Below are 15,214 nucleotides of genomic sequence, written 5' to 3'. Positions count from 1 at the left end.
AACGAATGAAAAGGAAAAAAGTGATGAAAAAAAATACGCTACGGCGGGCACTAATGTTACTGGCGTTGTTGGTGTCGAGTCATGTGCTGGCTGCGCAAAAAGAGATGACGTTAATGCTTGATTGGTTTGTTAATCCCAACCACGGTCCCATCATCATCGCCCAAGAACGCGGCTACTTTAAAGCTCAAGGTTTGCAGGTCACCATCCAAGAACCGGCGGACCCAAGTACACCGTCAAAGTTAGTGGCCGCTGGGAAAGTAGATATGGCGGTTTCTTATCAACCGGATTTAACCATGGATGTGGCCGCTGGTTTACCGTTGGTTCGTTCCGCCACATTGATTGCGACGCCACTTAACGCCTTAATGATGCTCGATGACGGGAAACCCCATACCATCGCCGATCTTAAAGGTAAAAAGATCGGTATTTCGACTCCAGGCAGCGAAGAAGCCTCGATTGGAGCCATGTTAGCGGAGGCGAACTTAACGTTATCTGATGTGACCATCATTAATGTTGGCTGGGCGTTATCCTCATCGCTAGCATCGGGAAAAGTCGATGCCATCTCTGGCGGATGCCGTAACTTTGAAACCAACCAACTGGCATTGGAAGGCTATAAAGTTCAACAATTTTATCCCGAAGAACATGGCATTCCCAGTTACGATGAACTGGTGTTTGTTGTTAACTCGGCACATTATGACAAGCAGGAAATCGCCGCCTTCAACACTGCACTTGAGCAAGCTACCACTTATATCATCAATCATCCTCAAAAGGCATGGCAGCAGTTTATTGCTTATGCGCCCGATACCCTTGATACCCCTTTAAACAAACAGGCTTGGCAGCAGACGTTGACACGATTTGCGCTGCGTCCTGGTGCGGTTGATCTGCAGCGTTACAACGATTATGCCGAGTTTTTGTATGACCATAAGATGATTAAAACGCGGCCGAATGCCAAAGACTATGTCTTGAATGTCGGCGAATAGAAAGGGGAGGACTAATGAACGATCAAGACTTGATTGAGGCATGCTCACAGGAGTGGCATGACTATATCAACCACACATTTGTGGAGCAATTAGCACAAGGCACGCTAGCGTCGTCTCAATATCTGCATTATCTCAAACAAGATTTTCTATTTCTAAAGCAGCGCATTAGGGCTTATGCGCTCGCTGTTTATAAATCGCGGACGTTGCACGATATGCAGTTGGCATTGCCAAGTATCGATAGCTTGCTTAACGAGGAAATGGATCACCATGTGTCTTATTGTGCTGAATGGGGGATAGCGGCAAGTGCGCTAGAACATGAACCAGAAGATGTCGCGACGATCGCTTACACACGCTATGTCTTTGATGTGGGTATGGCAGGAGATTTGGTGGATTTGTACGTTGCGCTGGCACCTTGTGCCATCGGGTACGCTGTGATCGGTCATGAACGAATGAACAGCGGCAGTACCGTACTTGTGGCGAATCCTTATCGCCGCTGGATAGAGCTGTATGCGTCAGAGAGCTTTCAAAGTGAGATAGCAAAACAAAGACACGACTTGAATCACATGCTGGCAAGCATTGATATTGCCAGCGAGCGCGGTCAGAACCTAGTGGAAATATTTCAAACTGCGACACGTATGGAAGTGGCATTTTGGCAGCAAGCTTTAGAGGTTAAGTAAGAGCAGATGATATCAACATTCTTGATAGAACAGGTTACACAAGCGTTGGCTGAAGTGCGCAAGCAAAAGCCGTTGGTGGTCAATATCACCAATTTTGTTGTCATGAATACCACGGCCAATGCGTTACTCGCATTGGGCGCCTCTCCGATCATGGCGCATTCGAGATTAGAAATGAGTGAGATGATGTCTCATGCTGGTGCGCTGGTGGTCAATATCGGTACTCTCGATCATGATTGGATCGCTCGCATGCATTTTGCGGTAGAGCAAGCGAATCGCCATGCTAAGCCCGTGGTTCTCGATCCTGTTGGCTGCGGGGCAAGCGCTGTACGAACTGAAACCTCAAAAGCGCTTGCACGCTTAGCGGATAGGCTCATTATTCGAGGGAATGCTTCCGAGATCATAGCGTTAGCGAGTGAGCAAGCCAACAGTAAAGGGGTTGACGTGCTCGATAGCAGTGAGGCGGCACTGCAGGCCGCTCGCGCGTTAGTGGCTGAGTACGCGGCAAGTGTGGTTATCTCGGGGGAGGTGGATTACGTTGTCACTCAGGACTACTCGGTTCAGTTAAAGAATGGCCATGCGTTGATGCCCTATGTGACCGGAATGGGCTGCACCTTAACGGCCTTAACCTCGGCCTTTGCGGCAATAAGCGAGCACGCTGGAGTTGCGGCGGCAGCAATATTGGGTGTGGCTGGTGAGGTAGCCGCTCAGCGAGCACAAGGGCCAGGTAGCTTCCCCATGGCATTACTGGATGAACTGTATCGATTGGATGACGGCACACTTACCCGACACCTTAAACTGCAAGTTGTATAGGAGGGCTGGTCGGTCATTTGAGATTTGATGGAGAGTGGCCATCGACGGTGATTGAAGGCTGACTGCGTTTGCCAGTGAGCCTTCTTTTTTTATGAATAATTAAAATGAAATCTTACATTTCATTTTTAATATCTATCTTTTCGATCGTCCTTCTTTACAATCCGCGCTTCATTTCCAATTCTATTTATATTTCTCTTATTCAGGTGATTTGAATGTCAACAAAATTAGCCAACCCAGCCCCTTTAGGTTTAATGGGATTTGGGATGACGACCGTATTACTTAATATTCATAATGCGGGCTTTTTTCCTTTAGATTCTATGATCTTGGCCATGGGAATTTTTTACGGTGGGTTAGGTCAAGTCTTAGTGGGTATGATGTGCTTTAAACGGGGCGATACCTTTGGGACGACCGCGTTTACGTCTTACGGATTGTTTTGGTTAACTCTCGTTGGTCTTATTGCCTTGCCTAAAATGGGCTTTGCGGCAACACCGCCTGCATTCATGGGGTGTTATTTGGCATTATGGGGTATTTTTACCGGCTTTATGTTTATCGGTTCGCTACGTTACCCGAAAGCAAAGCAAGTGGTGTTTGGTTCTCTGACTATCCTATTTGGATTATTGGCCGCTGAACACTTCACTGGCAGTCACGCGATCGGAAAAATTGCAGGGTATGAAGGTATTTTCTGTGGTTTAAGTGCGATTTATTTCGCAATGGCGACGGTTCTGAATAATGAATATGGTCGTACGATTTTGCCTGTCGGTGAAAAAAAATAATAAAAACTCCATAGAGAAGAACCGCGAGTTCGGCGCTATAGCGTTTTAAAGGTCAGCGAATGCTGGCCTTTTTATTTATGTCGATAAATTATAATGTTGACGAGCCGCTAACTATAGGCAAGGACAAGGAAAACCGTTAGGCTTAAGGTGGATTCAAGACCATGAAAATGGATAAAAATAAATTAGATTTACCGAGAATAGTCTCGATTTTGATGCGCCATTGGATTAACGCACCATGAGTAGAATGACAAGGAATGTATCATGCTTAAAAAATTGACCCACCTCTTTCCGGTATGGGCGGTAGTGTTTTCATTATGTGCCTTTTGGCAACCAGAATGGTTTACGGGGTTAAAAGGGGCCATAGTGCCGCTGCTCGTTGTCATTATGTTAGCGATGGGATTGACATTGCGTCCTGATGATTTTTTCAATGTCGTGAAAAACAAACGCGCGATTGGCGCGGGGTTAATCCTGCAGTTTAGCGTGATGCCCTTAACCGCGTTGGCGGTCAGTTTTGTTTTAGGGTTTGATCCAACGTTGACCGTTGGTATGGTATTAGTGGGGAGCGTTGCTGGTGGCACATCGTCTAATGTCATGTGTTATCTTGCCAAAGGGGATGTGGCGTTATCGATCACTATGACGGCAATATCCACCTTAGCGGGTGTTGTCGTGACGCCGTTTTTGGTTGCTGTATTGGCGGGAAAAAATGTCGATGTTCCCGTGCTCAGTATGCTAATAAGTTTGGTCAAAATCGTCTTGGTGCCAGTTGCTTTGGGCGTCATTATTAATGTGTATTTTCATTCGTTTACTACCAAGATTGAGAATGTTCTGCCGTTGGTTTCTATGATGGCGATTGTTACCATCATTGCCATTGTCGTTGCCTTAAATGCTCAGCAATTGACACAGATTGGGCCGATTGTGGCGTTGGCGGTGGTTATTCACAACAGCGTTGGATTAACGCTCGGCTTTTGGGTTTGTCGTTTTCTCGGCTTTGAAGAAAAAATCTGTCGCACGGTAGCGTTTGAAGTCGGTTTACAGAACTCCGGGTTAGCCACGGCACTGGCGATGAAATTTTTTACGCCTGCGTCTGCTGTGGCCGGGACCATTTTCTCTGTTTGGCACAATTTATCCGGGTCGGTATTAGCCGGGTACTGGGCAAAACGTCCCATAGGGCGCCGCGAGGGGACCGATTAATCCACCGAGTGAACACTGTCATGCCCTTAAAAAACCGGCTTGAACGCCGGTTTTTTTATCGCTGAAGAATTCGCGATTGGTCATTATCATCTATAATTAACTGTCATCACATCTTGGATACATCTATCTAAAATGAATAATACATTCGTTAACAACTCAATAATTAAAATAATATTTCAATGCATTTGAGCGTCGTTCATTAGCGAACGAATTGGTTGGTTCAATTTTCGCTCTATCCCTCTGTGAATTACAGAATAAAAAAAAGCTATAACAAGAGGTTATCTATGTTTTTCAAAAAGAAATCAGCACGTCAGAGCGTCGAATCTGACGGTTTAGTTACCCGGACAAAAGCGCTTAAAAGTAACGAAATACAGGCTCAATCGTTGGCTGAGTGTGAATTGGTCGGTGGCACCGCGTTAGTGTTAGCGTTCATTTCGCCACATTGTAACTTTAATGAGGTGAACCGCCGCTTAATGGATGCCATGCCTTATGCCAAACAGATCATCGGTATCATGACGGCTGGAGAGTTGGGCGGCAGCCAACAGGTTGACAAGTTATATCATGACGCCCCGAGCAGTTGGGACCGTGTGATTGTGCACGCTTTTTCGGCACGCTTATTTGAGCAATTGTCTATACACAGTGTGCCACTTTTTCCTCACGAGAAGAATGCCAGCACCAGTTTGTATGCTCAGTCGGAGCAACGCGTACAGAAAATCATTAATGAACTGAAAAAGGTCAAAGTTCCCTTTGAGATAGACAGTCGAGACACCATTTCATTGACGTATTTTGATGGGGCGATCGGTAGCGAAGATTTCTTTACTAAAGCGATGTATCAATCGAAGCAATTTCCTTGTTATTTCATCGGCGGTAGTGCGGGTGGTAAGTTGGATTTTAAAAATGCGCCCGTTGCTGTCAATGGTGAGATCAAATCTGACAGTGTGGTGATGTGTTTTGCAAAAGTGGCTCCGGGGTATCGCTATGGCATTATGAAAAGTCATAACTTTGATAATACACAGCATGGCTTTGATATTGTCGACTTTAACCCGATGACGCGCACCTTATCTTCGGTACTAAATGATCAGCTACAACTGCAAACGCCAGTGGAGTGGTTATGCCATTACTTCAACTGCACACCACAAAATCTTGAGTCCAAACTTAATGAATACTCGTTTGGCGTGGAAGTCGGTGACGAAATGTTTATTCGCTCGGTCGCGACCATCAATGCAGATGGTTCACTGAGCTTCTTTAGTGATTTCGGCTTTGGCGAACGTTTATTTTTGGTTAAGGCCAAGGATTTTGTCCAATCAACCACTGCAGACTACCGTAAGTTCTTAGCTGGAAAACCCTCTAAGCCGGTCGCGATGATTCTCAATGACTGTATTTTACGCCGCCTTAATGACCCTGAGAGTTTGAGTTGGGGGTTGCGTGTCGGGTTTCTCCACGTTTGGTGAATTCTTAGGGTTGCACCAGAATCAGACGGTGACGGCGATTGCCTTTTTTAAAGTCGGTGAGAATGAGCGTTTTCACGATGATTACGCCGATAACTTTGGGTTTCATTTGGCCTCGTTTATCAGTTATTACGTACAAATGCAGTTAGTCGGAGAGCGGAAAATCAGTTCATTACAGCGTAGTGTGATAGAGCATATGACGCACATTAATCCGATGCTGCAAAGTGCCATTGAACAACTGGAAAGTAGCGCTATTCATTCTTCGACGGCCGCCGGTCAGCAAAGTGAACTGGCCTCGCAGTTTTCTCAATTTATGAGGCAAATTCATCAGCAACAGGCTGAGCGAGAAAACTTAATGCAAGGGATGGCAAATCTAAAAGACAGTGCCGAACGCATCGTTCATATTATTCAATCGATCAGTGGTATTGCCGATCAAACTAACTTGCTTGCCCTGAACGCAGCGATAGAAGCCGCCCGTGCTGGAGAGGCGGGACGAGGATTTGCGGTGGTGGCCGATGAAGTTCGCGCGCTCTCTAAGCGCACTCAAACCAGCGTGCATGAAACAGGCAATACGATTGAGGAAGTGACGAAAGCGATTACGGATATCAGTCACGGCATTGAAAGTATTAGTCATGTTCTCACGCAAGTGGAAACGGATTCTGACCAATTTCGTAATGAGTTGAATTCGATGTCTGAGGATTCGAAAAATATCGCACAGGTCGCCGAGCAAGATATCCAGCAAGCGCAAGAGGCGCATGAGCGTATTGCCGAAATCGAGAAAGAAACGCAGTTAATCGATAAGCTAGATAGGATTGCAAAGCACCGTTAATGGGCGACATGTTAGGGTGTGGGGCAGCGAGGAGGTTGCCCCATATCTCACAAGGTCAGTGTTTTCTTTGATACATACGTTCTGGTCTGCCGACTTTTCCATGCACGATATGGGCTTCTAAAAAACCACTCTCGACTCCAAACTCCAAATAACGGCGAGCCGTTGTTTTACTGATACCTAAGGCGCTGCCCAATGACTCGGCGGTATAAGCCTCATCCGAGTGTTTATATAACGCTTTCAATTTATCCAGCGTCAACTCATCAATGCCTTTCGGTAAACTTTCTATATGGGTATGTTTGGCTTGAAAATTAAATAAATCATCGACGTGTCTTTGACTGACATTATCGCTGGCTTTGAGTGAACTGGTGTACTTAAGGTAACGATCAAGCGAATCGGCCATGCGTTCATAGGCGATGGGTTTCAATAGATAGTCAAACACCCCACAGCGTACCGCTTCACGTACGGTCTCTATATCGGTCGCTGCGGTAATGAAAATTACATCGGGGGGCGTGTCCTGAGTATTCAATGTTTTCAATAACTCAATGCCCTTGCCATCCGGTAAGAAATTATCGAGAAGAATGAGTTGAGGTTTCATAATCCTGATGATTTTTCGAGCTTCGGCGATGGATTTGGCAACGCCTGTGGCACGGAAGCGGTGGGTACGCTGCAGATAATAGCTGTGTAACTCCGCAATCGTCGGCTCATCTTCAACAATCAGTACATCTATGAATTCCATTGTGCATCGGCTCTATTGAGGGTGAAAATTGAACAGAGGTATCGAGTGGCCCAGTTGTTTGCAAAGCGACCCCATAAATCTGATTAACATATTGGTTGTTAACTATAAATTAATCAATGTTTATTGTAACCCTCATTATAGAGTTTGTTGATGGAATGACGCGGTTATTGGCGTCTCTTCGAGGTTTATCATGGTTCGATGCGATGTCTATTATCCCCGCTTCATTTTTCCTTTTTCTTGATTGCCTATTTGAAGGTTATTTATTTTTTATCTATTATTTCATTAGCTTATTAATTAACGCTATAAAATTCATAAACAGTATTAAGATCTTGTTTGAAAGTGATATACGTCGCTATGCCATGATAAAAAAACTCTCATCATCGGTGAAGGCATCTTATAAACAACGCTCCGTATCTTGACGAATATGACCGCTAATTGACGAAGCGCATAGATTGTCACCTTTCTTCGCGCGACATTAAAGTGACGAGCGAATGTGTTCATGCACACAAGCTCGCAGTATTGATGTCTGTTCTTTTCATTAAAGCAACACTATTGGCAATTTGCAGCCAACTCTAGCAAAAAATAGGTAATACACATGGCGATACCCATCGACGTTGAAGTCGGTTTAAGTGATTTAATGAAACGCAGAGCCGTTCGCGGTGAGCAACAGTTAACTTGGATTAAGCGACATTCTCTTCCTGTGGTCTCTTTTCGCATTAATATGCCAGGGCCCGTAAAAATGAATCGTCCGAGTTTGAAAGTCATGAATGCGGGCCTGCAAGCCGTACGAAAAATGTGTGCTGAAAACGGTTGGAAAATTCTTGGCAGTCAGAAAATCAATGAGAAAACCGGCCCAGAAACGATGATCTGCATTCAGGCCCCTTCGGCGACGTTGCTTAAAAAAGCCATGATGAAGATTGAAAATCACCATCCGTTAGGGCGTTTAATGGACTTGGATGTTATTGATGTAGATGGAAAAGTTATCTCACGCCAAGGTGTTCAGTTACCAAGAAGACGGTGTTTCTTGTGTGAAAAAGATGCCAAATTGTGCGCCCGTTCACGACGTCATGATTTAAGTGAATTGATGAGGTTCATTGAAGAAATGACCAGTGACTATGAGTGCTACTCTTAATGGAACATAACGCTATTTAGTCGAGGTAATCGTGGCGACTCCTTCTCCCAGTCAGAAACCGGTATTTAGCTTACCAAAGTTAGTGGCTAACTTGGCTTATCACGCCATGAATGTCGAAGTCTATTTGACGCCAAAACCGGGGTTAGTGGATAAGCGAAATAATGGGGCTCACCATGATATGAACCTTGCGCTCTTTCTCACGAGTGCCGATGCCATTGCCCCTTACATGGAACGCTTCGTGGTCGCAGGCAGAGCCAGTGCCAAGCAAAATGTGAGTCAGTTACTTCGGCAACTTCGTCCCATTGGTCAGGAAGCCGAACGGGTGATGTTTCGCGCGACAAAAGGCGTGAATACCCATAAAGGCATGATCTTTAACCTTGGTTTAATTTGTGGGGCAGTAGGGTGGTTAGAGGCCAAGCATCTTAAAGTGGATGCATTGCATATCAAAGAGGTGATACGGCAGTCCTGTGAGGGATTGGTCTATGACGAACTGAAAGCTCGAGTTGAGTTGCCTGCCGCCACCGCAGGAGAGCGTATCTATCAACAGTATGGATTATGCGGCGCTCGGGGAGAGGCGGCATCAGGGATGGCGACTGTCATGAATTATGCTTTGCCAACGTATCAAGAATGTTTGCAAACCGGGTGCTCAGAAGAGGAATCTTTGTTGCGTACATTATTGGTCATTATGACGCAGAATGATGATACTAATGTAGTTTCTCGCGGTGGAATCGAGGAATTGCGATTTTTACAAAATTATGCCGCTCAAATACTGGAAAATATCGCGATTAGAGACCACACTTTAGAGGCTGAGTTAATCAAATTTGACGACGAGCTTATCGCTCGTAATCTCAGCCCCGGCGGGGCTGCAGACTTGTTGTCAGCGACTTGGTTAATTCATGAAATAGTGCAATTATTTGCAAATAAATAACATTGAAGCGTTCATCTATTGAAGTGGCACTTTTATATGCTTGCCTCCCCCAAGAAAAGCTATCAGAGTGCCACTTTTTGTTATTGAAGCGCGGTTTTTCCCCACCTGATGTTCGCAGTTGTTTAGCTCATCTCTCTTAGACTGCTTAGACTCATCCTTTTGACAGCTCAATGGTTTTGGTCAGTCGGCTTGGTTGGCGTTCCACAATCACTGTGCCGTGACGAACAGACCACAGCACCTCCGCTTGATGGCGAATGACATCGAGATCGTCACTTCCCTCTAAAATAATGAAATTCGCTGGCTTACCAACCTCAATGCCGTAGTGCTGTTGAATGTTGAGCACTCTCGCCCCGTTGTCGGTAATCAAATCTAGCCCAGAGGTGAAGTCATCGTATCCCATCATATGGCAAGCATGCAGCGCAAAATCTAACTCACGGATTAACTTGCCATTGCCTAAGCTGTACCACGGATCTTGGATGGAATCTTGAGCAAGAGCCACATTGATCCCCTCGGCCGTCAGCTCTTTTATTCGAGTAATACCGCGACGTTTAGGGTGGGTGTCGAATCGGCCTTGCAAGTGAATATTGGACGTTGGGCAAGAGACAACATTGATATTGGACATTTTTAATAATCGAAACAGCTTTGAGCAGTAGGCTTGATTATAAGAGTGCATCGCGGTGGTATGACTGGCTGTGACTTTATCTCCCATCCCTGACTCAAGTGCCGCAGTCGCCAGCACTTCGAGAAACCGTGAAGCGTCATCATCAATTTCATCACAGTGTACATCGACTAATTTGTGATGGTGTTTGGCAAAGTCCATCACCCAACGCATCGACTCGACTCCGTATTCACGGGTAAATTCGAAGTGGGGAATACCACCAATCACATCGGCCCCCAAAGTAACGGCCTGTTCCATCAGCGCCTTACCATTGGGGTAAGAGAAAATACCTTCTTGGGGAAAGGCCACAATTTGTAAGTCGATGTATGGCGTCAGCTCAGGTTTGAGTGCCACTATCGCTTTGAGCGCAGTGAGATCGGGGTCAGTAACATCAATGTGAGTACGTATATGCTGAACGCCATTCTCAACGAGAAGTTGCACCGCTTTTCTCACGCGAGACTGGACATCCTCTTTCGTTAACATCGGTTTACGTTCAGACCAACAGGCGATGCCCTCAAATAACGTGCCGCTCTGGTTCCAGCGAGGTTCACCGACCGTCATGACCGCATCAAGGTGAATGTGCGGCTCGACAAAAGGCGCGCACAGTAAGTGTCCGTTGGCATTGATATCAGCTGGCTCGGCACTGAATCCGGTTTGTTTATCGATCGATTGAATATGACCATTGTGACAGACTAACGTAAATAGCGAGTCTTGATGGCGAAGTCGAGCATTGATGATTTTCATAGTCGTCCTTGTTGATGCGTACGCGGATAGTGACTCTGCCTCCGCGAATGTGAGCGATAATTCGTTATGTGCGCCTGTTAAGCGTAGAGCATGAATCCAATATCCGTCATCCTTCCTGTGTTAGGCGCCGTCGTAAAGAATCAGCCGCGGAAGTTTGGTTATGAGGCTACTATTATACGAGGCCAATAAGGCACTGCGTGTCCGTTACTCCCAACCTTGACGGAAGAATTGTTGGAACTCTCGCTGCTGTTCAATGGCCTGCTCTAATGGCAGTAAGCGAAAGGTGATGGTGGTGCCGGGTTGGCATTGCGCGAGCGTATTGATACTCCGTGCACTTAAACCCCCCAACTTTGGATAGCCGCCAATGGTTTGTCGGTCACGCATTAAAATAATTGGTTGGCCATCCGGCGGAATTTGCACAGAACCCAGAGCGATGCCTTCCGATACCAGCCGTTGCTGATGACATGGAATCGGCGCTCCAGACAGGCGCGCCCCCATGCGATCACTGTGGTTGGTGAGCGTATACTCACTATGGAAAAATTGGTGGTGCTGGTCGCTAGAAAACCACGCAAATTGATAGCTAGCAATGCAATCCAGTACCACTTGCGAAGGATAATCTGGAATAAAAACGGCGGGCACCTGGCGACGAATGATAGGCGGCGTGGCGGAGTAGGGAAGGGTATCTTGCGCGCAAAGCGCTTTACCACGAGTATCTAATCCACCAAGCTCATCGCGTATGACCGTTGCTGTGCTCTGCAACACTGTCGGCACGTTAAATCCGGCTTTAACCGCCAAGTAAGCGCGCAACCCAAAGCGTGTTCCCTTTAACACCAAGACATCGCCAGGGCTGGCGTGGTAACTCTGCCATGCGGATATCGGTGTACCGTTAAGCGTGGCATTCATATCGGCGCCGGTTAAGGCAAAGGTGGTGTCTTGCTCAAACCGAGCATTAAACATACCGACGGTGATTTCGATACACGACGTGTTCATCGGGTTATCGAGCAGTCGGTTAGCCCACAAAAAGGCGTGCATGTCCATTGGCCCGCCGGGACTCACTCCGAGGTGCTGATGGCCAGTTCGGCCGAGATCTTGGATTAAGCTGAGTGGGCCGGCAGATAATAGGGTTAACATCGTGTTCCCTCCACTAAGGAAGAATCGAGTTGTCCGCCCATGGCTAAAAACGTGGCTTGGGATATCGGCACAAAGCGCACTTTGGCCGCGGGGGTGAATAAGGTCAGCGTCTGACGCTGATAATCAATCAGATCAACAGGCGTTCGCCCAATGACGTGCCAACCACCCGGTGACGCTTTGGGATACACCGCGGTTTGCTGATCTGCAATGGCAACACTGCCCTTGGGAATACGAAAACTGGGTGAGGTCTTGCGTGGTATGGTGAGGCGGTCATCAAGTTGACCTAAATAGGCAAAACCTGGCAGAAAGCCTAACGCATAAACACGATAGGTTTGCTGGGTATGCAATCGTACGATGTCCTCGAATGATAAGCCGGTATGAGTGCATATTGCATGCTGATCAAGCGCAACGTCTTCTCCGTAATACACAGGAATCTCTAGCGTGTCTTGATTGGGCGCTGTCGTACCGAGCTCGTTATCACGTGATAGTTGCTGGTCAAGGGCGTGAATGCACGATGTCATCGCCATGATTCCATTATCAAACTCAATGAGTATCGAGCTGTATGAGGGGATCATATCGATTAAACTGTTCCCCATGACTTGACGAATAATGGGTAACGCCGCCGCAATGGTATCGGCCACCTTAGGCGTAATGGTTTGACCGAATGAAATCAGGAACGTTGTCTCACTGACCGGAGTTATTGTCATCACTGCTTCGCCTCATCGCGCAATAGATTGGCCAGTAATTGGGCAGTGGGTAATGCGAGGTTCCCATCGCCATGGACACACAGGGTATCCGCCTGTATCGGAATGAGGCGCCCCGTTAATGTGGTCACTTGTTGATGTTCGATGAGTGAGATGGCTTGGGCGCGGATGGTGTCAAGATCTTGGTAGGTCGAGCCCGCTATACTGCGATCAACCAGTCGGCCATCCTCATTGTAGGCTCGGTCGACAAAGGCCTCGAACCACAAATGAATACCGTGCTTGTGTGCTTGCTGTTGGTATTTTTCTTGATTGGGCACCGCCATGCATACCAAAGGGAGCGAGGGCATCGCGTGTTTCATCGCTTGCAGTAACACCTCAAAGGTATGATCGTCTTTCATCATGGTGTTGTATAGTGCGCCGTGCGGCTTCACATAGCGTAATGATTGTCCTTCACTGGCACACATCAGTTGCAGCGCCCCGATTTGGTAGACAAATAATCCATACAGCTCGTCATCAGACAGTGTCAGGTTTCTACGCCCAAATCCCTGTAGATCGTGATATCCGGGATGCGCGCCAATCGCGACGCCATGCTGTTTGGCTAGGCGAATGGTATTGAGCATCACCAAGGGATCGGAAGCATGCATACCACATGCGATGTTGGCCATATCGAGAAAAGGCATGATAGCGGAGTCTTGCCCCATAACCCACGGGCCGAAACTTTCTCCCATATCACAGTTAATCTTCATTCTTTCATCCCTGTTTTTCACTCCATGAATGTTCACTGTATAGCAAGAGGGAGGATCACTTGAAGCGAAACTTTACAGGGGTGTGATGATTTACCTGATTGGTGATACGCAGCGAGGTGAGCGCGGTAAGTTGGCAGTCACAGTAAAGCCTTGAGTGACTGCCTATAGATTAAGGTGGGGGATTGCTCAGAGATGACCTGCGCTTAAAATACCGTTTTGAGTTGACGATATAGGGTTTTAAATTGCTGGTATTTCTCTTGGTAATACTTGTGATGCTCCGCATCAGGCGTACTTTTTTCCACTACGGGAGGTTTAGGGAAGATACTGGTTATCGAGGTTCCCTTCGGTGCCATCGCATAGTGAGCTAAGCGAGCGGCGCCCAGTGCAGGGCCAACATCGCCACCTTGGCGGTAAGTCAGTGGTTGGTTCATAATATCGGCTAGGATCTGACGCCAGTAACTGCTACGCGCCCCACCACCAATTAACGTGATATCAGTCGGGATATGATGAGTACTATGTAAGGCTTCTAAGCCATCGGCTAACGCAAACCCGACCCCTTCTAAGACCGCTTGCACCAAGTCATACCGGGTGGTTTCGTGGGTCATGCCAAAAAATACGCCCTTAGCGTTGGGATCATTGTGCGGCGTCCGTTCCCCAGAGAGGTAAGGGAGGAAGATCACGTCGGTATGAGGATGCTGCGCTTCACACGACGACATCATGTCGGCGACGTTGGCAAAGTTTGTCAGTTTGGCTACCCAGTCTAAACACGATGCGGCACTTAAAATCACCGACATGGTGTGCCAAGTGTGTGGCAGTGCATGACAGAAACTGTGTAACGCTGCATCTGGGTTGGTAATCATACCGTCACTCACCGCAAAGTAGACCCCAGACGTGCCCAATGAAATCATCGCTTCACCGGGTTGAGTGATACCGACGCCCAATGCGCCAGCGGCATTATCGCCCCCACCTCCGACGACAGGGACACAGGGCAGTCCGAGCATCTCAGCCACGTCAGGACGCAGCTCTCCGGTAATGTCTGTTCCTTCATACAACGTTGGCATCGCAGAGCGGGTTAAGCCAGTCGCGGCGAGGAGTTCATCGTTCCAATCCCGTTGATGAACGTCTAGCCATAATGTGCCAGCGGCATCGGACATTTCAGAAGCATAGACACCGGTCAGTTTGTAACGCAAATAGTCTTTAGGCAGTAGGACTTTGGCAATTTTTTTAAACACGTCAGGTTCATGATTTTGTACCCATTTTACTTTTGGTGCACTGAACCCTGGCATCATGAGGTTGCCCGTGATCTCGCGGCTTTCAGGAACGTGTTCTTCAAGCCACTGACATTCTGCAGCGCTGCGACCGTCGTTCCACAGAATCGCTGGGCGTAATAGGTTGGCGTCTTGATCGAGTAATGTCACGCCGTGCATTTGTCCTGACAGCCCAATGGCTTGCACTTTATCGAGAGGATGAATATCACCGAGTGCTTTGAGTGAATCACAGGTGGCTTGCCACCACTGTTGGGGATCTTGCTCCGACCACAGAGGGTGAGGACGTTCCACAGTCATTGATTGGTTTGTGGATGCAATGACCGCACCCTCTGCATCCATAAGAATACTTTTTACACCCGATGTACCTAAATCAATACCAATAAACATAATTCATCCCTTAGCAAAAGTTGACATGAACGGCGTCATAATTGTCTTAAGTTACGATTGTAACGCCTAGTAGCG

Annotated in this window: 15 protein-coding genes; 9 read left to right on the top strand and 6 right to left on the bottom strand. The window is 47.2% G+C overall.

The window, feature by feature from the left end; all coding sequences use genetic code 11:
- Positions 1–23 precede the first annotated feature (23 nt).
- From EAE30_RS15110 to EAE30_RS19150, 7 genes are all read left to right on the top strand, one after another.
- Complete coding sequence (locus EAE30_RS15110) at positions 24–977, top strand: ABC transporter substrate-binding protein (RefSeq protein WP_123016663.1); 954 nt, start codon at positions 24–26, stop codon at positions 975–977.
- Between the two features lie 14 nt (positions 978–991).
- Complete coding sequence (locus EAE30_RS15105; RefSeq protein ID WP_123016662.1) at positions 992–1,654, top strand: TenA family protein; 663 nt, start codon at positions 992–994, stop codon at positions 1,652–1,654.
- 6 nt (positions 1,655–1,660) lie between these two features.
- Positions 1,661–2,464: a hydroxyethylthiazole kinase gene (gene thiM, locus EAE30_RS15100; RefSeq protein ID WP_123016661.1), complete on the top strand. Its 804-nt coding sequence runs from the start codon at positions 1,661–1,663 to the stop codon at positions 2,462–2,464.
- A 212-nt stretch (positions 2,465–2,676) separates the two neighbouring features.
- Entirely contained in the window at positions 2,677–3,237 is a 561-nt protein-coding gene (locus EAE30_RS15095; RefSeq protein WP_123016660.1) for an acetate uptake transporter, read from the top strand.
- Positions 3,238–3,498: 261 nt separating this feature from the next.
- Positions 3,499–4,428, top strand: a complete 930-nt coding sequence (locus EAE30_RS15090) for a bile acid:sodium symporter family protein (protein WP_123016659.1) — start codon at positions 3,499–3,501, stop codon at positions 4,426–4,428.
- Positions 4,429–4,712: 284 nt separating this feature from the next.
- Positions 4,713–5,879: an FIST signal transduction protein gene (locus tag EAE30_RS15085; RefSeq protein WP_123016658.1), complete on the top strand. Its 1,167-nt coding sequence runs from the start codon at positions 4,713–4,715 to the stop codon at positions 5,877–5,879.
- Positions 5,854–6,705, top strand: a complete 852-nt coding sequence (locus EAE30_RS19150; RefSeq protein WP_123016657.1) for a methyl-accepting chemotaxis protein — start codon at positions 5,854–5,856, stop codon at positions 6,703–6,705. Before EAE30_RS15085 ends, EAE30_RS19150 begins: the two co-directional genes overlap by 26 nt.
- A 55-nt stretch (positions 6,706–6,760) precedes the next feature.
- On the opposite strand, the gene EAE30_RS15075 is transcribed toward EAE30_RS19150, so the two are convergent.
- Positions 6,761–7,441, bottom strand: a complete 681-nt coding sequence (locus EAE30_RS15075) for a response regulator (RefSeq protein ID WP_123016656.1) — start codon at positions 7,439–7,441, stop codon at positions 6,761–6,763.
- A 595-nt stretch (positions 7,442–8,036) separates the two neighbouring features.
- On the opposite strand from EAE30_RS15075, the gene citX reads away from it, so the two are divergent.
- Together citX and citG are read left to right on the top strand one after the other, a co-directional pair.
- Positions 8,037–8,573 carry a citrate lyase holo-[acyl-carrier protein] synthase gene (gene citX, locus EAE30_RS15070; RefSeq protein ID WP_123016655.1) on the top strand — a complete coding sequence of 179 codons (537 nt, stop codon included), beginning with the start codon at positions 8,037–8,039 and terminating at the stop codon, positions 8,571–8,573.
- Between the two features lie 28 nt (positions 8,574–8,601).
- Entirely contained in the window at positions 8,602–9,501 is a 900-nt protein-coding gene (citG, locus tag EAE30_RS15065) for a triphosphoribosyl-dephospho-CoA synthase CitG (protein WP_390258593.1), read from the top strand.
- 151 nt (positions 9,502–9,652) lie between these two features.
- Here citG and codA read toward each other — a convergent pair whose 3' ends face one another.
- The 5 genes from codA to xylB all read right to left on the bottom strand — a co-directional run bounded on the left by codA (position 9,653) and on the right by xylB (position 15,139).
- Positions 9,653–10,903, bottom strand: coding sequence for a cytosine deaminase (gene codA / locus EAE30_RS15060; RefSeq protein WP_123016654.1), 1,251 nt, complete (start codon positions 10,901–10,903; stop codon positions 9,653–9,655).
- A gap of 204 nt (positions 10,904–11,107) precedes the next feature.
- Positions 11,108–12,034: a 5-oxoprolinase subunit C family protein gene (locus EAE30_RS15055; protein WP_123016653.1), complete on the bottom strand. Its 927-nt coding sequence runs from the start codon at positions 12,032–12,034 to the stop codon at positions 11,108–11,110.
- Positions 12,028–12,741, bottom strand: a complete 714-nt coding sequence (gene pxpB / locus EAE30_RS15050; RefSeq protein WP_241967782.1) for a 5-oxoprolinase subunit PxpB — start codon at positions 12,739–12,741, stop codon at positions 12,028–12,030. Before pxpB ends, EAE30_RS15055 begins: the two co-directional genes overlap by 7 nt.
- On the bottom strand, positions 12,741–13,484 hold the full coding sequence (locus EAE30_RS15045) for a 5-oxoprolinase subunit PxpA (RefSeq protein ID WP_123016651.1): 744 nt from the start codon (positions 13,482–13,484) through the stop codon (positions 12,741–12,743). Before EAE30_RS15045 ends, pxpB begins: the two co-directional genes overlap by 1 nt.
- 203 nt (positions 13,485–13,687) lie before the next feature.
- Entirely contained in the window at positions 13,688–15,139 is a 1,452-nt protein-coding gene (xylB, locus tag EAE30_RS15040; RefSeq protein ID WP_123016650.1) for a xylulokinase, read from the bottom strand.
- Positions 15,140–15,214: the final 75 nt, after the last annotated feature.

Source organism: Vibrio zhugei, assembly GCF_003716875.1.
GTDB classification, from domain to species: domain Bacteria; phylum Pseudomonadota; class Gammaproteobacteria; order Enterobacterales; family Vibrionaceae; genus Vibrio; species Vibrio zhugei.
Note: the sequence above shows the minus strand (reverse complement) of the source record. Positions and strands in the feature narration are given on the sequence as shown.